At 40.4% G+C, this 17,123-nt stretch carries 29 protein-coding genes and 1 tRNA gene; 26 read left to right on the top strand and 4 right to left on the bottom strand.

Translation table 11 applies throughout. From position 1 onward, the window contains the following. Positions 1-25: 25 nt before the first annotated feature. The 4 genes from PRO_RS08420 to PRO_RS08400 all read right to left on the bottom strand — a co-directional run bounded on the left by PRO_RS08420 (position 26) and on the right by PRO_RS08400 (position 2,548). Positions 26-802 (bottom strand): HAD family hydrolase, encoded by a 777-nt coding sequence (locus PRO_RS08420; protein WP_011125864.1) that lies wholly within the window; start codon positions 800-802, stop codon positions 26-28. A 16-nt stretch (positions 803-818) separates the two neighbouring features. Continuing rightward, positions 819-890 (bottom strand) — tRNA-Gln (locus PRO_RS08415). A 150-nt stretch (positions 891-1,040) separates the two neighbouring features. Then, positions 1,041-2,069, bottom strand: coding sequence for an LdpA C-terminal domain-containing domain (locus PRO_RS08405; RefSeq protein WP_225866389.1), 1,029 nt, complete (start codon positions 2,067-2,069; stop codon positions 1,041-1,043). A 20-nt stretch (positions 2,070-2,089) separates the two neighbouring features. After that, complete coding sequence (locus PRO_RS08400) at positions 2,090-2,548, bottom strand: NAD(P)H-quinone oxidoreductase subunit N (RefSeq protein WP_011125862.1); 459 nt, start codon at positions 2,546-2,548, stop codon at positions 2,090-2,092. Between the two features lie 392 nt (positions 2,549-2,940). Here PRO_RS08400 and rplC point away from each other — a divergent pair, with 392 nt between their 5' ends. The 26 genes from rplC (at position 2,941) to truA (ending at position 17,053) form a co-directional block, all read left to right on the top strand. Beyond that, positions 2,941-3,600 (top strand): 50S ribosomal protein L3, encoded by a 660-nt coding sequence (gene rplC / locus PRO_RS08395; RefSeq protein WP_011125861.1) that lies wholly within the window; start codon positions 2,941-2,943, stop codon positions 3,598-3,600. Further along, positions 3,600-4,235, top strand: a complete 636-nt coding sequence (gene rplD, locus PRO_RS08390) for a 50S ribosomal protein L4 (RefSeq protein ID WP_011125860.1) — start codon at positions 3,600-3,602, stop codon at positions 4,233-4,235. The genes rplC and rplD overlap by 1 nt, the downstream gene beginning before the upstream one ends. After that, positions 4,228-4,536 carry a 50S ribosomal protein L23 gene (locus PRO_RS08385; protein ID WP_011125859.1) on the top strand — a complete coding sequence of 103 codons (309 nt, stop codon included), beginning with the start codon at positions 4,228-4,230 and terminating at the stop codon, positions 4,534-4,536. The genes rplD and PRO_RS08385 overlap by 8 nt, the downstream gene beginning before the upstream one ends. A gap of 2 nt (positions 4,537-4,538) precedes the next feature. Then, complete coding sequence (rplB, locus tag PRO_RS08380; protein ID WP_011125858.1) at positions 4,539-5,402, top strand: 50S ribosomal protein L2; 864 nt, start codon at positions 4,539-4,541, stop codon at positions 5,400-5,402. Positions 5,403-5,437: 35 nt separating this feature from the next. Next, the gene (gene rpsS / locus PRO_RS08375; RefSeq protein ID WP_011125857.1) at positions 5,438-5,713 is read left to right on the top strand and encodes a 30S ribosomal protein S19; all 276 of its coding nucleotides are present in this window, start codon (positions 5,438-5,440) and stop codon (positions 5,711-5,713) included. Positions 5,714-5,715: 2 nt separating this feature from the next. Beyond that, positions 5,716-6,090, top strand: coding sequence for a 50S ribosomal protein L22 (gene rplV / locus PRO_RS08370; RefSeq protein WP_011125856.1), 375 nt, complete (start codon positions 5,716-5,718; stop codon positions 6,088-6,090). Then, a complete protein-coding gene (rpsC, locus tag PRO_RS08365) occupies positions 6,090-6,821 on the top strand; it encodes a 30S ribosomal protein S3 (RefSeq protein WP_011125855.1) in 732 nt (243 codons plus the stop codon). The genes rplV and rpsC overlap by 1 nt, the downstream gene beginning before the upstream one ends. Positions 6,822-6,833: 12 nt before the next feature. Beyond that, on the top strand, positions 6,834-7,382 hold the full coding sequence (rplP, locus tag PRO_RS08360) for a 50S ribosomal protein L16 (RefSeq protein WP_011125854.1): 549 nt from the start codon (positions 6,834-6,836) through the stop codon (positions 7,380-7,382). Positions 7,383-7,385: 3 nt separating this feature from the next. Next, entirely contained in the window at positions 7,386-7,592 is a 207-nt protein-coding gene (gene rpmC, locus PRO_RS08355; protein WP_011125853.1) for a 50S ribosomal protein L29, read from the top strand. 20 nt (positions 7,593-7,612) lie between these two features. Beyond that, the gene (gene rpsQ / locus PRO_RS08350) at positions 7,613-7,879 is read left to right on the top strand and encodes a 30S ribosomal protein S17 (protein ID WP_011125852.1); all 267 of its coding nucleotides are present in this window, start codon (positions 7,613-7,615) and stop codon (positions 7,877-7,879) included. Continuing rightward, positions 7,876-8,241, top strand: coding sequence for a 50S ribosomal protein L14 (gene rplN / locus PRO_RS08345; RefSeq protein ID WP_011125851.1), 366 nt, complete (start codon positions 7,876-7,878; stop codon positions 8,239-8,241). The genes rpsQ and rplN overlap by 4 nt, the downstream gene beginning before the upstream one ends. 45 nt (positions 8,242-8,286) lie before the next feature. After that, positions 8,287-8,598 (top strand): 50S ribosomal protein L24, encoded by a 312-nt coding sequence (gene rplX / locus PRO_RS08340; RefSeq protein ID WP_152557460.1) that lies wholly within the window; start codon positions 8,287-8,289, stop codon positions 8,596-8,598. Between the two features lie 84 nt (positions 8,599-8,682). Further along, positions 8,683-9,222, top strand: coding sequence for a 50S ribosomal protein L5 (gene rplE, locus PRO_RS08335; protein ID WP_011125849.1), 540 nt, complete (start codon positions 8,683-8,685; stop codon positions 9,220-9,222). 4 nt (positions 9,223-9,226) lie between these two features. After that, the gene (rpsH, locus tag PRO_RS08330; RefSeq protein ID WP_011125848.1) at positions 9,227-9,628 is read left to right on the top strand and encodes a 30S ribosomal protein S8; all 402 of its coding nucleotides are present in this window, start codon (positions 9,227-9,229) and stop codon (positions 9,626-9,628) included. Between the two features lie 12 nt (positions 9,629-9,640). After that, positions 9,641-10,180 carry a 50S ribosomal protein L6 gene (rplF, locus tag PRO_RS08325; RefSeq protein ID WP_011125847.1) on the top strand — a complete coding sequence of 180 codons (540 nt, stop codon included), beginning with the start codon at positions 9,641-9,643 and terminating at the stop codon, positions 10,178-10,180. 34 nt (positions 10,181-10,214) lie between these two features. Next, positions 10,215-10,583: a 50S ribosomal protein L18 gene (gene rplR / locus PRO_RS08320; RefSeq protein ID WP_011125846.1), complete on the top strand. Its 369-nt coding sequence runs from the start codon at positions 10,215-10,217 to the stop codon at positions 10,581-10,583. 16 nt (positions 10,584-10,599) lie between these two features. Further along, positions 10,600-11,235, top strand: coding sequence for a 30S ribosomal protein S5 (gene rpsE / locus PRO_RS08315; protein WP_011125845.1), 636 nt, complete (start codon positions 10,600-10,602; stop codon positions 11,233-11,235). A gap of 6 nt (positions 11,236-11,241) precedes the next feature. Further along, positions 11,242-11,697, top strand: a complete 456-nt coding sequence (gene rplO / locus PRO_RS08310; protein WP_011125844.1) for a 50S ribosomal protein L15 — start codon at positions 11,242-11,244, stop codon at positions 11,695-11,697. Positions 11,698-11,763: 66 nt separating this feature from the next. Then, entirely contained in the window at positions 11,764-13,083 is a 1,320-nt protein-coding gene (secY, locus tag PRO_RS08305) for a preprotein translocase subunit SecY (RefSeq protein ID WP_011125843.1), read from the top strand. 31 nt (positions 13,084-13,114) lie between these two features. Further along, positions 13,115-13,663, top strand: coding sequence for an adenylate kinase (locus PRO_RS08300; protein ID WP_011125842.1), 549 nt, complete (start codon positions 13,115-13,117; stop codon positions 13,661-13,663). Between the two features lie 46 nt (positions 13,664-13,709). Next, the gene (gene rpmJ / locus PRO_RS08295) at positions 13,710-13,826 is read left to right on the top strand and encodes a 50S ribosomal protein L36 (protein WP_011125841.1); all 117 of its coding nucleotides are present in this window, start codon (positions 13,710-13,712) and stop codon (positions 13,824-13,826) included. A 116-nt stretch (positions 13,827-13,942) separates the two neighbouring features. After that, a complete protein-coding gene (gene rpsM / locus PRO_RS08290) occupies positions 13,943-14,308 on the top strand; it encodes a 30S ribosomal protein S13 (protein ID WP_011125840.1) in 366 nt (121 codons plus the stop codon). Positions 14,309-14,377: 69 nt separating this feature from the next. Continuing rightward, on the top strand, positions 14,378-14,770 hold the full coding sequence (rpsK, locus tag PRO_RS08285) for a 30S ribosomal protein S11 (RefSeq protein WP_011125839.1): 393 nt from the start codon (positions 14,378-14,380) through the stop codon (positions 14,768-14,770). 63 nt (positions 14,771-14,833) lie between these two features. Then, complete coding sequence (locus PRO_RS08280) at positions 14,834-15,772, top strand: DNA-directed RNA polymerase subunit alpha (RefSeq protein WP_011125838.1); 939 nt, start codon at positions 14,834-14,836, stop codon at positions 15,770-15,772. Between the two features lie 36 nt (positions 15,773-15,808). Further along, positions 15,809-16,159 carry a 50S ribosomal protein L17 gene (gene rplQ / locus PRO_RS08275; protein ID WP_011125837.1) on the top strand — a complete coding sequence of 117 codons (351 nt, stop codon included), beginning with the start codon at positions 15,809-15,811 and terminating at the stop codon, positions 16,157-16,159. Positions 16,160-16,183: 24 nt separating this feature from the next. Continuing rightward, positions 16,184-17,053: a tRNA pseudouridine(38-40) synthase TruA gene (gene truA, locus PRO_RS08270; protein ID WP_011125836.1), complete on the top strand. Its 870-nt coding sequence runs from the start codon at positions 16,184-16,186 to the stop codon at positions 17,051-17,053. Positions 17,054-17,123: the final 70 nt, after the last annotated feature.

Here is a 17,123-nt window from a genome sequence, read left to right as displayed (position 1 = left end):
ATTAGTACACACGTACGCTAACGAGTCAAGGCCAATTCGCCAATGGGGACATTAATTTTTCTGGCTTTAATAAATGGATGTCTGAAGGAAGATCTTTTCTATCGTCAGGCTTCAGATAGCCCCAATCAGCTAAATAGCATGGGATGGAACTTATCCCAGGAGTATTGAGAACTGTCTCAAGGGTTGCTCTACGATCTTCAATAAAACCACGAACCGAATGATCTTTCGAGATTTGAAGTAAGACAGTAGTTTTTTGGCCTGATTCGTGACCATATAGGAAGTTGGGATGCAGATTGAAATGGTTTAGTAGCTCTGAAGTGAATTCAGCACTCTTGGTTGTTAATACTCCAAAGTCGACGCTTTCATTTTCTAGTTGATGAATTCTTTCTGCGATATTCGGAAATAATTTATGACTTGCGAGCCATTTTTTCTTATCAGTCTTAATAGTTTCTTTTCGGATATTGTCTAACGCATTTTGTAATTGCTTAGGTTCCCATCCCCATGTTTTGAGGGCTGTGTGGCAATTTTTGTGATATTCATTTGCAAAATGGAAGGCACCATGCATCGAGAGAGGACTATCTTTTCTGATTAGTTCTGCTGTTAGCAGAACCATCTCCCAACCGTTTTTTACCCATGGACGAAGTTGACGGAACTCGTGAGGCATCTCAAGAGGTAATTGATCGTCTGTATCAAGTGCCCCTTGAATTTTTAAAAATGCTTTGCGAGAACTATCCCAATATTCCAATAGACCATCAACAATGACTCCATCAAAGTCAAAAACCAAAATTTGCGGCAGTGTCACAAAAAGATTGAAAAAACTGGGGCGCTAGGATTCGAACCTAGGAATGGCGAGACCAAAACCCGCTGCCTTACCACTTGGCGACGCCCCATTGAGGACTGAGTCTTTAGAAGGGACTCTTCTTTACTTATACAAAATAATTGCACATTGTGGACTCACCAAGTTCATCTCATCACGACATGGTTTTTGATTGATATGAGTTAAATGCACTTGAATTGCTTTTTCTTGCGCTTTTAATTAATTAATAGTGCATTCTATATTCATTGTTTAACCATGGTTTGATAAGCCCTTTGGCCAATTTCAAGGCTTTATCCCACCCTTCAGGCCAGTCAATTAGTTTTTTATTTTGTGCTTTGGCTTCGATTAAAAAAGGTTGTATTAATTTTCGAGCCATTCCACCAAATGCAATTCCTGCTAAACGATGATTCTTTTGTAAATGAAGAATGGTTTGCTCATTTGTTCCTCCTGCAAGCTGAATAGGACCAGGTGGAGCTATAGAATGCATTTTCTCTAAGAGTAATATTGCTGCTTTGGCAGTCCCACGTCCTATGTCACCACTCATAGGACGGCCATCAAGTTGCCAGATAGGTTTTTGATTGTATCTACATAAACATTCATGGCGGGACCAAAGTTCTTGCGAGAGTTGATCTTTTGTAATTCCATGACCTTCTAATCCACAGCTAACTGCAACTCTTTTTAATTGCACTTTAGACTTCACAACTTCTTTTACAGATTGTTCAAATGCTTTAATTCGCCCTGGAGCAGTATGAATCTCAATTGCATCAGGCTTAGCTTTAGAAATTAAATTTCCAAAATCTTGAATTCTTAGAAGATTATCCTTTTCTTGAATTAATTCTAAAGGACAAGCTGGAATGCAGCGCCCACACCCATAACAGAGATCTTGAATTATTCCTAGTGTTGGATTTATTGCATTGGTAGGGCATACTTTTTCACATGGCCTTGAACATTCTTTTGGACAAACTTTTGGATTGAAATACGCTTTTCTAAAATGAATATCTTTACCATCACTTAAGGAAATCATTAGCCAAGGTTTAATGCCAAGATTGTCTTTTGCCCAGGTGATACCTTCTCTTGCAGCTGCAACAACTGCAATATCAGCTGCTATATCTATACAATTCACACCCGCTGCTGCATAAACAGAACATAAATCAGAAATAGAAGTTAGATCATCATTACTGGCGCCACAAATTAATTTCACCCAAGTTCCTCTTCTCAAGGAAATTTCATTTGAATAGTGACTTTCGTTCAATGAAAAACTCAATCTTTCGTTTATTGGATAAAAGAGCGCATAGATTGCCATCGAAGAGCTCTTGCACCCCCCATTTCTATAACAATTTTTAATCTGGGCTCTTTATCGCATAAATCACATAGAGAAAGTATTTCTGAACGAGATAAGACTTGTCCTTCTAATAGCCAAAGAACTACAGATTTCTCTCCCGCAAGCAATTCATTTACTTGCGGAATAACTTGTTGTACTTCGCCTAATGCTCCATTGCGGCCTACATTTTGGTGTCCTAAATGAGGTGGTCGTATTCCATGAAGCTTGAGAAGAAAAGCTTCTGGATCTCCTAGTCCTCGTACAGAAGTGATTTGAGTCTTATAGCCAGCTGCTTTAAGGCGTCTTAATAAACGTGTTTCTGCTCCACCTTCCAAAGGAACATTGATCGCAAGACATCCAGAAGCCTCAAGATCATGACGAAATTTTCTACCAGATAGCAAAAGAGGCATTCTTTTGAATGAAATCAATTTTATTTATTTAGATTCTGGCAGCTAAATGGTGAACTTTGAAGGGGGCTTTAGTGTATTCTATTAAAACGCAGTGTTTATCTGTGCCCGTATGCTAGCCGGGCCTCCAGAAGACAAGGCTGTTCCAGCGTTTGCGTTGGATCTATTGGTTAGTACAGATGGCTTTTTGCTGAATCTGTCGAGAAACTAATCGAACTTTATTAATTCGATCCAGTCTCAGCCAGCTGATTTTTTGCTAGCCCTAGCTGAACAAGATTTTAAATACCTATTAATTTAGGTTTGACTTTTTTGTTAATTCAGGGTTTTTAATCAGCTAATAACTCAATATAAGTTGCTTTTAATTAAGTGCTTCACAAGCTGGCTTTATTGTTCTTATGTCTATAGGCATTTTAGGGAAGAAATTGGGCATGTCCCAGTTCTTTGATGAGAAGGGTAGGTCTATACCAGTTACTTTGGTAGAGGCAGGTCCTTGTCGAATTACTCAACTTAAAAGTTCAGCAACTGATGGTTATTCTGCTGTTCAGATTGCCTTTGGTGCTGTGCGTGAGAAATTAATCAATAAGCCTTTTCAAGGTCATCTTGCAAAGTCTGGAGATGACTTGTTGCGCTACATGAGTGAATATCGCGTAAAAGATGTTGGAGAATTTCAGTTAGGAGCTCAAATTACAGTTGGTGATTTTGAGGAAGGACAGAAAGTAGATGTTAGTGGTACCAGTATGGGTAGAGGTTTTTCTGGGTATCAAAAAAGACATGGTTTTAGTCGCGGACCAATGAGCCATGGTTCAAAAAATCACCGGGAACCTGGTTCTACAGGTGCTGGCACTACGCCTGGAAGAATTTATCCAGGTAAAAGGATGGCAGGTCGTTATGGTGGCAAGAAGATTACTACCAGAGGACTCATGATTATGAAGGTAGATAGCGATAAAAATCTTTTAGTGATCAAGGGTTCTCTTCCTGGTAAACCAGGATCCTTGCTTAACATTCGTCCCGCTAAGTGTGTTGGATTGAATTCATCAAAAGGAGGGAATAAGTAATGGCTAATTGTGCTGTTCTTGATTGGCAGGGTAAGGAAGCTGGTAAAGCGAGCTTAAATTTAAAGGTTGCTAAAGATTCTAGTGCTGTTGATTTAATGCATAGAGCTGTTCTACGCCAGCAGGCTCATTCCCGCCAAGGCACTGCAAGTACTTTGACTAGAGCTGAAGTGCGAGGTGGAGGTCGTAAACCTTACAAGCAAAAAGGTACTGGTAGGGCTAGGCAGGGTTCTATTAGAACTCCTCTTCGCCCTGGAGGAGGAATTATTTTTGGTCCTAAGCCAAGACAATATAATCTCTCCATGAATCGCAAGGAAAGACGCTTAGCGTTAAGGACTGCTCTAATGGCTAGATTCAATGATGTCATTGCTGTCAAAGACTTTGGTTCCAAGCTTAAAGTTCCAAAGACTAAGGAAATTCAAGATTTTCTTGCACGTTTGGATATTTCATCGAACTCCAAAGTGCTTATAATTCTTTCTCAACCTTCCGATATTATTCGTCGATCTGTAAGGAATTTAGAGAAGGTAAAATTAATTGCCGCAGAGCACCTCAATGTTTTTGACTTGCTTAATGCCAACTCCTTGATTATTGGTGAAGATGCTTTAGGCAAAATTAAAGAGGTATATGGAGATGACTGAGATGTTTAAAGAGCGACTTGCTGATGTAATTCGACGTCCGTTGATTACAGAAAAAGCTACGAAAGGCCTTGATATCAATCAATATACTTTCGAAGTTGATCATCGCGCGGCAAAGCCTGATATCAAGGCAGCTGTAGAGAAACTGTTTGATGTAAAAGTAATTGGTATTAGTACTATGAATCCTCCTCGGCGTAGCAGGAGAGTTGGGCGCTTTTCTGGTAAAAGAGCTCAGGTTAAGAAGGCCATTGTGAGATTGGCTGAAGGTAATTCCATTCAATTATTCCCAGATTCTGAAAGTTAAAAATGGCAATCCGTACTTTCCGTCCTTATACACCTGGTACCCGTACAAGGGTCGTCACAGACTTTAATGAGGTAACTGGTCGCAAACCCGAACGTTCTCTAGTTATTGCAAAGCACCGCTTAAAAGGACGCAATAATAGAGGGGTTATTACATGTCGCCATAGAGGAGGTGGACATAAAAGGCAATATAGATTGGTTGATTTTCGTCGCAATAAGCATGGTGTACCAGCGAAGGTTGCTGCGATTCACTATGATCCACATCGCAATGCTCGTTTAGCATTGCTTTTTTACAAAGATGGCGAAAAGAGGTATATCTTAGCTCCAGCTGGAATAAGCATTGGGCAAGAAGTGCTATCGGGGAAAGATGTTCCAATTGAGATAGGTAATGCACTACCGTTATCTTCTATTCCGTTAGGATCTAGTGTTCACTGCGTGGAATTGTATCCAGGGAGAGGCGGACAAATGGTTCGTTGTGCTGGATCAAGTGCTCAGCTTATGGCTAAGGAAGGAGAGTATGTAGCTTTAAAGCTTCCTTCCACAGAAGTTAGATTAGTTAGAGGAGAATGCTATGCCACACTCGGAGAAGTGGGGAATTCAGAAATTCGAAATACAAGTTTAGGCAAAGCGGGTAGAAGACGTTGGTTAGGAAGGCGGCCTCAAGTTAGAGGAAGCGTTATGAATCCTTGTGATCATCCCCACGGTGGAGGTGAGGGTCGTGCACCAGTTGGCCGTGCTGGCCCTGTAACTCCTTGGGGAAAACCAGCCCTCGGGTTGAAGACCCGAAAACGTAATAAGCCTAGTAATAGGTTTGTTCTTAGGAAACGTCGTCGAGTCTCCAAAAGGAGTCGAGGAGGACGTGATTCTTGATGTTCTTCATAGTCATGTATTTCTCTTAACTCTCCATGGGACGTTCACTCAAAAAAGGCCCTTTTATTGCCGACAGCCTTATTAAAAAGGTTGAAAAACAAAATAGTGATGATGACAAATCCGTCATTAAGACCTGGTCCAGGGCTTCCACAATTCTTCCAATGATGATTGGTCATACTATTGCCGTTCATAACGGTAAGACTCATGTGCCTGTTTTTATTACTGAGCAGATGGTTGGCCATAAGTTAGGAGAGTTTGCTCCTACTAGAACCTATAGAGGCCATATGAAAGATAAAAAAGGAGGCCGTTAATCATGTCAGACTTACCACTTGCTCAAGCACATGGTCGTTTTATACGAGGTTCTGCTTCTAAGGTTCGTCGTGTATTAGATCAAATTCGTGGTAGAACCTATCGCGATGCTTTGATAATGCTTGAGTTCATGCCTTATCGCTCGACTGGCCCAATAACTAAAGTTCTTCGTTCTGCTGTAGCTAATGCAGAGAACAATCTTGGGATGGACCCTTCTTCTTTAATTATTAAAACTGCTTCAGCTGATATGGGTCCTTCTATGAAACGTTATCGACCAAGAGCTCAAGGGAGGGCATTTGCCATTAAAAAACAAACTTGCCATATCAGTATTGCTGTGGCTCCTTCTAATCAATCAACGACCACGGAGGCTTCTGACTGATGGGACATAAAATCCACCCAAACGGTTTACGCTTAGGAATTACTCAAGAACATCGTTCTCGTTGGTATGCCTCAAGTAAAACCTATCCTTTACTACTTCAGGAGGATGACCGTATTCGAGTTTTCATTCAAAAGAAGTATGGGGCTGCAGGTATCAGTGATGTTTTGATTGCGCGTAAAGCAGATCAACTCGAGGTTGAGCTCAAAACTGCACGTCCAGGAGTGATCGTTGGTCGTCAAGGCAGTGGAATTGAAGAGTTAAGATCTGGAATACAAAAGACAATTGGTGATCGCAGTAGACAGGTACGTATTAATGTTGTTGAAATTGAACGAGTTGATGCAGATGCACACCTTTTAGCTGAATACATAGCTCAGCAACTTGAAAAAAGAGTCGCTTTCAGAAGAACGATACGTATGGCGGTTCAACGAGCTCAAAGGGCTGGAGTTCTTGGCCTAAAAATTCAGGTAGGTGGCCGTTTGAATGGAGCAGAAATTGCTAGATCTGAATGGACTAGAGAGGGACGTGTCCCTCTACATACTCTTAGAGCCGAGATTGATTATGCAAATAAGACTGCCAATACAACGTATGGCGTTCTTGGCATTAAGGTTTGGGTTTTTAAAGGTGAAGTTCTTTCTAAAGAAGAACAGCCTTTGCCTGTGGGAGCAAGTCCTAGAAGGAAAGGCAATCGAAGGCCTCAACAATTTGAGGACAGATCTAATGATGGAAAATAAGGAGGTATAAACATGCTTAGTCCAAAACGTACTAAATTTCGTAAGCAGCAACGCGGTCGCATGAGAGGCGTTGCTACTAGAGGCAATAAAATTGCTTTTGGTCAGTTTGCTTTACAAGCCCAAGAGTGTGGCTGGATTACATCAAGACAGATTGAAGCAAGTCGTAGGGCTATGACTCGATATGTCAAGCGTGGTGGGCAAATATGGATTCGTATTTTCCCGGACAAACCAGTCACAATGAGGCCTGCCGAAACTCGTATGGGCTCAGGAAAAGGTAATCCTGAATTTTGGGTTGCTGTTGTAAAGCCTGGCCGAATACTTTTTGAAATGGGTGGAGAAGAAATCACTGAGGAAATTGCTAAAGAAGCAATGCGTCTTGCTCAGTACAAGCTTCCAATAAAAACAAAATTCTTGGCATTAGCTGAAGGAGAGAAGCCTACTCAAGTTGGTAAGGCGCCTCCAAAGTCATCATTCTTGCCCTCAGATGAAACTGAAACTGCTGCTGCTCAGGCTGGCACTGAAGCGTCTAGTGCATCATCAGTTACCCCCTTGGAGTCTTAAATCATGGCTGAATCAGAAAAATTAGATGTCAGCAAATTGACTGACATTGAGATCAAAGAAAAAATCGATGTCACTCGTCGCGAACTGTTTGATCTACGTTTCCAGCGTGCAACTAGGCAGCTAAATGAAACGCATCGATTTAAGAAAGCGCGTGTTCAATTGGCACAGCTTCTAACTGCTCAGGGCGAGCGTAGTCGCTCCAATACCTAAAACAAAATCTTTTTAAAATCATGGCACTCAAGGAAAGATTAGGAACCGTTGTTAGTGACAAGATGGATAAAACAGTTGTTGTTGCGGTTGTAAACCGTTTTCCACACTCCATCTATCAAAAGACGGTTAGTAGAACCACTCGATACAAAGCTCACGATGAAGAGAATAATTGCAAGGTGGGTGACAGAGTTCGTATTACTGAAACTCGCCCATTAAGTGCTACTAAACGATGGTCTGTTGCTGAAGTATTGAGAACCACTAAGCAAGAAAAGGAGGCTGTCAAATGATTCAACAAGAGACATATCTTACTGTCGCAGATAATAGTGGAGCAAAGCGCTTGCAGTGCATACGTGTTCTTGGTTCTAATCGCAGATATGCACATGTCGGTGATGTGATAGTTGCAGCGGTGAAAGATGCTGTACCTAATATGGGTGTTAAAAAATCAGATGTTGTTAAAGCTGTTGTGGTTCGTACAAAAGCAACCTTGAGAAGAGAGACAGGTAACTCAATTAGGTTTGATGACAATGCGGCAGTACTTATAAATGAAGATAAAAACCCTCGTGGCACAAGGGTTTTCGGTCCTGTTGCTCGTGAATTGCGAGAACGCAATTATACGAAAATAGTTTCTTTAGCTCCGGAGGTGATTTAAATGTTCAATCTTAATCAAACTAAAAAAGCTTCTTTACCTATCAAGATGCGTATTCGAAAAGGGGATACGGTCCAAGTTATTAATGGTAAGGAAAAAGGTAAAACCGGAGAAGTGCTAAAAACTTTGCCAATTGAAAATCGTGTAATAGTTCAAGGTATTAATCTTCGTACACGTCATGTGAAACCAACACAAGAAGGTGAATCAGGAAGGATTGTGACTGAAGAAGCTTCACTTCATGCTTCCAATGTGATGGTTTATTCCACAAAGCAAAAAACTGCAAGTCGAGTTGAAGTTTTTATCGATAAGGATGGCTCTAAAAAACGACGGCTTAAGAAAACTGGCGAATTGATTGATTAATTTGCAGTATTTCTTTCCCCCTTCTCTTTAAGAAATTTTCTTCTATTAATTCTAACTAAGACCAGAATCCTTTCTCAAACAACCATGTCACTCAAAAATCGTTATCGAGAGACCATTAGACCTAAATTATTGAAGGATTTAGGTTTCTCAAATCTGCATCAAGTCCCTAAAGTTGTCAAAATCAATGTTAATAGGGGCTTAGGAGAAGCAGCACAGAATTCTAAAGCGCTAGAAGCTTCTCTTTCTGAAGTCTCAACAATTACTGGTCAGAAAGCTCTTGTAACACGAGCCAAAAAGGCAATTGCAGGTTTCAAGATTCGTCAGGGTATGCCAATTGGTTGTGCGGTTACTCTTCGTGGAGAAAGAATGTATGCATTTTTAGAGCGATTAATCAATCTTGCCCTGCCTAGGATTCGGGATTTTAGAGGGGTTAGCCCGAAAAGTTTTGATGGTCGAGGGAACTTTACTCTTGGAGTAAAAGAACAACTTATTTTCCCTGAAATATCTTTTGATAAAATTGATGCTATTAGAGGTATGGATATAACGATTGTTACCAGTGCCAGAACCGATGAGGAGGGCCGAGCTCTTCTTAAGGAGATGGGAATGCCTTTCCGGAGTAACTGAAACTATGGCTAATCACGATCCAATTTCAGACATGCTTACTCGTATTAGGAATGCGAGTCAAAAGCGTCATGAGAATACTCGAATCCCTGCCTCTCGCATGTCTAGAAGCATTGCTAAAGTTCTTCAAAATGAGGGATTTATTTCTCAAGTCAGTGAGGAGGGAGAAGGAGTTAAAACTCAGCTTGTACTTGAATTGAAATACAGCGGTAAGCATCGTCATCCAACAATTCGCTCTATGAAGAGAGTTAGTAAACCTGGATTGCGTATTTATAAAAATAATCGAGGCCTGCCAAAGGTTCTTGGTGGGCTAGGGGTCGCAATTATTTCTACTTCTAAGGGAGTTATGAGTGACAGGGATGCCCGAAAACAAGGGGTTGGCGGAGAAGTTCTCTGCTACGTCTATTAAGGAGCTTTTATTATGTCTCGGATTGGCAAAAAACCTATACCAGTTCCTGAAAAGGTCGCTGTGACTTTAGATGGACTTTTGGTAACTGTAAAAGGACCTAAAGGTGAATTAACTAGAACTCTCCCTGAAGGAGTAACTATTGATCAAACAGATGGATTAATAATAGTTTCTGCAGATAGTGAGAAAAGAAAGTCTAGAGAACGGCATGGCCTTTCTAGGACGTTGGTTGCCAATATGATTGAAGGTGTGAACAATGGTTATTCAAAGCAATTGGAGATTGTTGGAGTAGGTTCTAGAGCACAAGTGAAGGGTAAGACACTTGTCGTGAGTGCTGGATACAGCCATCCAGTTGAGGTAATACCTCCTGAAGGGATTACTTTTAAGGTGGAAAATAATACGAATGTATTGGTAAGCGGTATTGATAAAGAGCTTGTGGGAAATGAGGCTGCAAAAATCCGAGCTATTCGCCCACCTGAGCCTTACAAAGGTAAAGGAATCAAGTACTTGGGCGAACGTATCCTCAGAAAGGCTGGCAAGTCTGGGAAGAAATAAAATTTTCTTCAACTAAAAATACTCTTTTTTAATTATGTCAACTCTCTCTAGAAAACAAAAAACTCAAAAACGGCACAAACGACTTCGTCGTAACTTAAGTGGAACAGATCAGAGGCCTCGTCTTGCTGTTTTCAGATCAAATAATCATATTTATGCTCAAGTTATTGATGATGTAGCTCAAAATACTCTTTGCGCAGCTTCAACTCTTGAAAAGGAGTTTCTCTCAAATAGTAAAGTTAATGCAAGTACTTGTGCTGCTTCTACGGCTGTAGGTGAAATGCTTGCAAAACGAGCTCTTGGTAAAGGTATTAAGCAAGTTGTTTTTGATCGTGGTGGCAGTCTTTATCATGGCAGGGTTAAAGCTCTAGCTGAAGCTGCTCGTCAAGCTGGCCTTACATTCTGAATTCCTCCTTTTTAAAATGACTGAAACTAAAGCAAAGAGCAAATCAAAAGAGAATTCCTCGTCTCCTGTGCCCGCTGCTGCTGAAGGCCAACAACAGGAGCAAAAAAGAGGCAATAGCCGCGGAGGAGAGCGACGAGGGCGTCGTTCTGATAGAAGGAATCAGGATAGAGATTCAGAATGGCAAGAGAGAGTTATTCAGATCCGAAGAGTCTCAAAGACTGTTAAAGGTGGTAAGAAAATGAGTTTTAGGGCAATAGTTGTAGTTGGTAATGAAAAAGGTCAGGTAGGTGTAGGTGTAGGCAAGGCAGGAGATGTCATTGGAGCAGTAAGAAAGGGTGTAGCTGATGGTAAAAAGAATCTTGTAAGAGTTCCTTTGACTCCAAATAGTTCAATCCCAACTCTTTCTAACGGGAGGGATGGCGCCGCAAGTGTTTTAATACGCCCTGCTGCTCCTGGTACTGGTGTAATTGCTGGTGGTTCTATTCGTACTGTCTTAGAACTTGCAGGTATTAAAAATGTTTTAGCTAAACGATTGGGTAGTAAAACACCACTAAATAATGCGCGAGCTGCAATGGTAGCTTTATCGTTATTACGCACTCATAAAGCTACTGCAAAAGAACGAGGCATATCCCTCGAACAGATTTACTCTTGATTTCAAATGACTTCTATTAGCCTCGATTCTTTAAAACCAAATAAAGGAGCTCGTAAGAGAAAAACGCGAAAAGGCCGTGGGATTGCTGCTGGTCAAGGAGCAAGTTGTGGTTTTGGAATGAGAGGCCAAAAATCCAGATCAGGTAGGCCAACGCGTCCTGGATTTGAAGGTGGTCAGATGCCTTTATATAGGAGAGTTCCCAAGTTAAAACATTTTCCTTTAGTTAATTCCAAATCTTTTACCCTAATAAATGTTGCATCTTTAAATTCACTGAAAGAAGGCAGCACAGTAAATCTAGATTCGTTAGTGAAAACCGGTATAGTTACTAGCCCTAAGTACCCTTTAAAAGTTTTAGGTAATGGTAATTTAAAAGTTAAGCTTGTAGTTCAAGCTGCTGCATTTACTGCTTCTGCTAAAACTAAGATCGAAGGAGCTGGAGGCAGCTGTGAGGTTTTTGAGTAAACCGGGCAAGGCAAAGTTTTCTTTACTACATTTTACTTATTAGATTGAAATTCATTATTTCAGTACATGCTTGTTACTAGAGGTCGCAATCCGAGTGCATCAGAAGTTATTACCCAACTAGTTCTAAATAAGGAACTTAGGGGAAGGGTTCTAATAACTTTAGGCATGTTGTTGTTTGTAAGACTTGGTATATATATTCCTGTACCTGGAATAGACAGAGAAGCTTTTAAGGAATTTATTCAGCAAGGAGGACAGCTTATTGGTTTCCTAGACATATTTACTGGGGGAGGTATTTCAACTCTTGGCATTTTCGCCTTAGGTATTTTGCCTTTCATTAATGCATCAATCATTATTCAATTATTAACTGCGGCTTTGCCTCAGTTGGAAGATTTGCAGAAAAATGAAGGTGAAGCAGGGCGTCGAAAGATTTCTCAGATAACTCGTTATGTCGCTCTTGGTTGGGGGCTTATGCAGAGCTTAGTTTTTGCATTAATTCTTAGACAATATGCAATTGAGAGTTTGAGTGAAACTGCATTTGTTTTTCAAACAGCAATTGCATTAGTTACTGGATCAATGATTGTTATGTGGCTGAGTGAAATTATTACCGAAAAGGGTATTGGTCAGGGCGCTTCATTAGTTATTTTCTTGAATATCGTGGCAACTCTTCCTAAGGCACTTAGTTCTACGATTGAGAAGGCCCAAACTGGGGACAGAAATGATGTATTTGGAATAATTGTTCTTTTAATAGTTTTCTTGATAACTATTGTAGGAATTATTTTCGTCCAAGAAGGTGCGAGAAGATTGCCAATTGTGAGTGCCAAAAGACAAATAGGCGGTACTGCTTTATTACCAACCAGACAAAGTTATTTGCCTTTAAAATTAAATGCTGGGGGAGTGATGCCGATCATATTTGCCTCTGCGTTGATTTTTCTTCCAATTACAATTGCCAATTTCACTAAAAACCCACTTTTAATACAAGCTGCTAGTGCTTTGAATCCAAGTTCTGCAAATCCTTGGCCTTATGCAATTACTTTTTTTGCTTTAATTCTTGGATTTGCATATTTTTATGCTTCTTTGACAATTAATCCCATTGACATTGCAGCAAATTTAAAGAGGGGGGGTGTAGCAATTCCAGGGGTGAGGCCTGGTAGTGCAACATCAAAGTATCTTTCAGGTGTTCAAAATAGGCTGACTTTGCTAGGAGGACTTTTTTTAGGTTCTGTTGCAATTGTTCCTGCTGCAGTCGAGAGAGCTACCAATGTTCAAACATTTCAAGGTTTAGGTGCAACCTCTTTATTGATTCTCGTTGGGGTTGCAATTGATACTGCTAAACAAGTTCAGACTTATGTGATTTCACAAAGGTATGAAGGTCTTGTTCGGCAATGATTTCCTACAAAAACTTTTCTAGATGAATTCAATGAAGAATCGATTGCTATTTTTAGGTCCCCCTGGTGCAGGGAAAGGTACACAGGCAAGCCTTATTTGTAAAGATCAAGGTTTTTTGCATTTGTCTACAGGAGATTTATTACGCGAAGAAGTTTCTGGGGGAACCGATTTAGGGAAAAAAGCTGAATTGATAATGAATAAAGGTGAGCTTGTAAGTGATGAAATTGTTATATCTATTGTTGAAAAAAGACTTATCAAATATTCAGAAGGGTGGCTTTTGGATGGATTCCCAAGGAATCTTGCACAAGCTAGTTTGTTACAAAATTTGCTTGGAAGAATTTCACAGCCTATTGAAATTGTTCTCTTAATAGAAATAGACGATGAAATTTTGACTGAGAGAATGCTTGGACGAGGTAGAAAAGATGACAATAAAGCAGTTATAAAGAATAGACTCAAGATATATAAAGACCAAACTTCTCCATTAGTAGATCACTACAAAAAACAAGGAATTCTTAAGTCTATTAATGGTTGCGGGAGTGTCGAAGATGTTAATAGTCGGATCAAGGAAGCATTAAGCTGAATGGTGTAGTAAAATAGACCTTTGCAAATATGGGGAGCCTCACCCAATGAAGGTGCGAGCCTCAGTCAAAAAAATGTGTGAAAAGTGCCGGGTGATTCGTCGCCATGGCAGGGTAATGGTCATTTGTACTGCTACTCAAAAACACAAACAACGTCAGGGGTAATTCTTTGGCAAATTACTAGATTAAAAGTTTAAGGTGTTTTTTCATCAAGTACTTTTTCTAGCAATCTTCTTTCTACTCACAGAGTGGATTTTCTTCTCCTTTGATTCAAAGTTTAAGTGGCAAGAATCGCCGGCATTGACTTACCCCGTGACAAACGGGTTGAAATTGCCCTCACCTATATATATGGGATTGGTTTAACCCGAGCCCAAAATATCCTTGCAAAAACAGGGGTCAACCCTGATATACGTGTAAAGGATTTAGAAGATGGTGATGTTCAAAAACTAAGAGCTGCGACTGAATCCTTCACTATTGAAGGAGATTTGCGTCGTCAAGAGGGCATGGCTCTTAAACGACTGCAGGACATAGGATGTCTCCGTGGCCGTCGTCACCGAATGAGTCTTCCCGTTAGAGGACAACGTACTAGAACAAATGCGCGTACTCGTAGAGGTTCTCGTAAAACTGTTGCAGGAAGGAAAAAATAAGATCTAAATTTTCTACCTTTTAATAAAGAAGGTTCCCCTCCCCATTTACTACCAAGCAGGCCCCATCTAATGGCCACACCAGCAAAGAAAACAGGTTCAAAGAAGTCTAAGCGCAACGTCCCAAACGGTGTTGTGCACATTCAAAGCACCTTCAATAACACAATTGTTTCTATAACTGATACAAATGGAGAAGTTATCTCTTGGTCATCAGCAGGTGCAAGTGGCTTTAAAGGAGCTAGAAAAGGTACACCATTTGCGGCGCAAACTGCAGCTGAAGCTGCAGCTAGGCGAGCACTTGATCAAGGCATGCGTCAGATCGAGGTTCTCGTAAGAGGACCCGGTTCTGGTCGTGAAACAGCTATTCGTGCACTACAAGTGGCTGGTCTTGAGATCACATTGATTAGAGATGTGACACCTCTCCCTCACAATGGTTGTAGAAGGGCAAAACGCAGGCGCGTTTAACCTTCTTCGCTTCACTTCACTTAATGTGAATTTCTTTAAACTCTTTCTTATTTGATTTAGCCCGTGTTGCAATACCAGATTGATCGGATCGAACATCAAGTTTCTGATGATCGCTCCCAAACAGGAATATTCCTAATAGGCCCTCTTGAAAGAGGGCAGGCAACAACCTTGGGTAACTCTCTTAGAAGAGTACTTATGGGTGGCCTAGAAGGCAGTGCAGTAACAGCGGTGCGTATTTCAGGAGTAAATCATGAATATGCAACTGTCCCTGGAGTTCGCGAGGATGTTCTCGATATTCTTCTGAATTGTAAAGAGCTCACCGTCAACAGTAGAAGTCAAGAGTTAGAAATTGGCCGCCTTGTTGTAACTGGACCAGCAGAAGTCAAAGCTCGTGATCTTCAATTTTCTTCTCAAGTTCAAATTGTTGATGTTGATCGTCCAATCGCAACTGTACATTCCGGGCATAGCTTGGAGTTAGAACTTCATGTTGAAAGAGGGGTTGGATATCGCCCTGTAGATAGGCGCAATGAAGCTACTACTGCTATCGACCTGCTTCAGATTGATGCTGTGTTTATGCCGGTTAAAAAAGTCAATTTCACTATCGATGAAACCGCAGTATCTGAAGGTGGTTCAACGCGTGAAAGATTACGAATGGAAATTGTTACTGATGGTTCAATAACTCCTGACGATGCTGTGGCCGAGGCAGCTAATCAGTTGATAGAGCTATTCCAGCCGTTAGCAACTGTCACAATGGTTGAGGAGGTCCCTCAAGAACCTGAACCGACTGCAGAAGCCCAGATTCCTTTAGAGGAATTGAATCTTTCAGTTAGAGCTTACAACTGTCTTAAGAGAGCTCAAGTCAATTCTGTTTCAGATTTGATGGGCTTTAGTTATGAAGATCTATTAGAGATTAAAAACTTTGGCTCTAAATCCGCAGATGAAGTTATAGAAGCTCTTGAGAGAATAGGTATTTCTATTCCTCAGAGCAGAACTTCTGCATAAATTTAAATTTTTATTAGTTTCAGGAGCTTTCATAACATGCGACATCAACTTCGAGTCCCACAACTTGGGCGCCCAGCAGATCAGAGAAAAGCTTTATTACGCGGTTTAACTACACAGTTGATACGTGAAGGCAGGGTTACAACAACGAAAACAAGGGCTAAAGCCCTAAGAGATGAAGTTGAAAGAATGATTGGTCTTGCAAAGGATGGAAGTCTTGCTGCAAGAAGAAGGGCGATTGGATATATCTATGATAAAAAACTGGTTCATTCTCTTTTTGAAAAAGCTCAAGAACGTTATGGTGACAGACAAGGTGGATATACTCGCATAGTTAGAACTGTTCCTAGACGAGGGGATAATGCTGAAATGGCAATTATTGAACTTGTTTGAATAATTGGAAAGTTGCTTAATGAAATGGCAACTACAAAAGGTTTTGACTGCAACAAAGAATCGAAAATCAAACGAATTGCATTATCAATTCAATATCAAGGTTCAAATTTTTCTGGATGGCAACGTCAGAAAGTTGGACACACTATTCAGGCAATTCTTGAAGACGCCATTTTCTCATTAGATTCTTCTAAACCAGCAAAAGTTGTTGCAGCTGGTAGAACTGATGCTGGGGTTCATGCTGCTGGGCAAGTAGTACATTTTGATAGTTTTGGCCCAATTCCTGTTCATAGGTGGCCTTCTGCTTTAAATGGGAGATTGCCAGAAGCAATTAGAGTTCGTGATTCTGTTGAGCAATCTCTTGATTGGCATGCTTGTCATTCAGCTGTATATAGAAGATATCGCTATATCATTTATAACGGATGTACTCCAAACCTCTTTTTAAACCCTTGGACTTGGCATAAATACCAATATCAACTTGATGAAGAATTAATGGAAGAAGCTGCAAAAGGACTTATTGGAATGCATGATTTTTCTGCTTTTCAGCGAAGTGGAAGTAATCGCACCCATGCTTTTACAACAATTCAAGAGGTTAAGCTTGTAAGGCATGGAGATTTATTAGTTTTTGATATCCAAGCAAGTGGTTTTTTGTATGGGATGGTCAGATTACTCGTAGGGCAACTTGTATCAATAGGAGAACATAGGCTTTCTATTAATGATTTCGAAACAAGATGGAAATTAAAACTGAGATCCGAAGTTAAAGAGGCTGCACCTGCACGTGGTCTTTGTTTTATTCGCGCAGGATATAAGGAATCTATTTTTCGTGAAAATATTGTTTTTGACAGTTTTCCAGGTTTTTTATTACTTACGAATGATCCTCCAGAAAGAATTATTTAGATTCTTCTTTAAAAGGACTTTCTGAATTTTTTTCTAAAAGCTTCCTTAAAAGTGTAAAATATTTATTTGA

It is taken from the genome of Prochlorococcus marinus subsp. marinus str. CCMP1375 (genome assembly GCF_000007925.1).
In the GTDB taxonomy this organism is placed as follows: Bacteria; Cyanobacteriota; Cyanobacteriia; order PCC-6307; family Cyanobiaceae; genus Prochlorococcus_E; species Prochlorococcus_E marinus.
The sequence above is the reverse complement of the archived record's forward strand: the minus strand, read 5'-3'. Positions and strand labels throughout refer to the sequence as shown.

Coding starts and splice junctions, on each gene's coding strand:
- truA (WP_011125836.1), top strand. CDS start 16,184: ATGGCAACTACAAAAGGTTTTGACTGCAACAAAGAATCGAAAATCAAA.
- rplE (WP_011125849.1), top strand. CDS start 8,683: ATGTCACTCAAAAATCGTTATCGAGAGACCATTAGACCTAAATTATTG.
- rplN (WP_011125851.1), top strand. CDS start 7,876: ATGATTCAACAAGAGACATATCTTACTGTCGCAGATAATAGTGGAGCA.
- rplO (WP_011125844.1), top strand. CDS start 11,242: ATGACTTCTATTAGCCTCGATTCTTTAAAACCAAATAAAGGAGCTCGT.
- PRO_RS08300 (WP_011125842.1), top strand. CDS start 13,115: ATGAAGAATCGATTGCTATTTTTAGGTCCCCCTGGTGCAGGGAAAGGT.
- rpmJ (WP_011125841.1), top strand. CDS start 13,710: ATGAAGGTGCGAGCCTCAGTCAAAAAAATGTGTGAAAAGTGCCGGGTG.
- rpsE (WP_011125845.1), top strand. CDS start 10,600: ATGACTGAAACTAAAGCAAAGAGCAAATCAAAAGAGAATTCCTCGTCT.
- rpsQ (WP_011125852.1), top strand. CDS start 7,613: ATGGCACTCAAGGAAAGATTAGGAACCGTTGTTAGTGACAAGATGGAT.
- rplF (WP_011125847.1), top strand. CDS start 9,641: ATGTCTCGGATTGGCAAAAAACCTATACCAGTTCCTGAAAAGGTCGCT.
- rplB (WP_011125858.1), top strand. CDS start 4,539: ATGGCAATCCGTACTTTCCGTCCTTATACACCTGGTACCCGTACAAGG.
- rplX (WP_152557460.1), top strand. CDS start 8,287: ATGCGTATTCGAAAAGGGGATACGGTCCAAGTTATTAATGGTAAGGAA.
- PRO_RS08400 (WP_011125862.1), bottom strand. CDS start 2,548: ATGCCTCTTTTGCTATCTGGTAGAAAATTTCGTCATGATCTTGAGGCT.
- rplD (WP_011125860.1), top strand. CDS start 3,600: ATGGCTAATTGTGCTGTTCTTGATTGGCAGGGTAAGGAAGCTGGTAAA.
- rpsK (WP_011125839.1), top strand. CDS start 14,378: ATGGCCACACCAGCAAAGAAAACAGGTTCAAAGAAGTCTAAGCGCAAC.
- rplR (WP_011125846.1), top strand. CDS start 10,215: ATGTCAACTCTCTCTAGAAAACAAAAAACTCAAAAACGGCACAAACGA.
- rpsS (WP_011125857.1), top strand. CDS start 5,438: ATGGGACGTTCACTCAAAAAAGGCCCTTTTATTGCCGACAGCCTTATT.
- rplQ (WP_011125837.1), top strand. CDS start 15,809: ATGCGACATCAACTTCGAGTCCCACAACTTGGGCGCCCAGCAGATCAG.
- PRO_RS08385 (WP_011125859.1), top strand. CDS start 4,228: ATGACTGAGATGTTTAAAGAGCGACTTGCTGATGTAATTCGACGTCCG.
- rpmC (WP_011125853.1), top strand. CDS start 7,386: ATGGCTGAATCAGAAAAATTAGATGTCAGCAAATTGACTGACATTGAG.
- rpsH (WP_011125848.1), top strand. CDS start 9,227: ATGGCTAATCACGATCCAATTTCAGACATGCTTACTCGTATTAGGAAT.
- rplP (WP_011125854.1), top strand. CDS start 6,834: ATGCTTAGTCCAAAACGTACTAAATTTCGTAAGCAGCAACGCGGTCGC.
- rplC (WP_011125861.1), top strand. CDS start 2,941: ATGTCTATAGGCATTTTAGGGAAGAAATTGGGCATGTCCCAGTTCTTT.
- rplV (WP_011125856.1), top strand. CDS start 5,716: ATGTCAGACTTACCACTTGCTCAAGCACATGGTCGTTTTATACGAGGT.
- rpsC (WP_011125855.1), top strand. CDS start 6,090: ATGGGACATAAAATCCACCCAAACGGTTTACGCTTAGGAATTACTCAA.
- secY (WP_011125843.1), top strand. CDS start 11,764: ATGCTTGTTACTAGAGGTCGCAATCCGAGTGCATCAGAAGTTATTACC.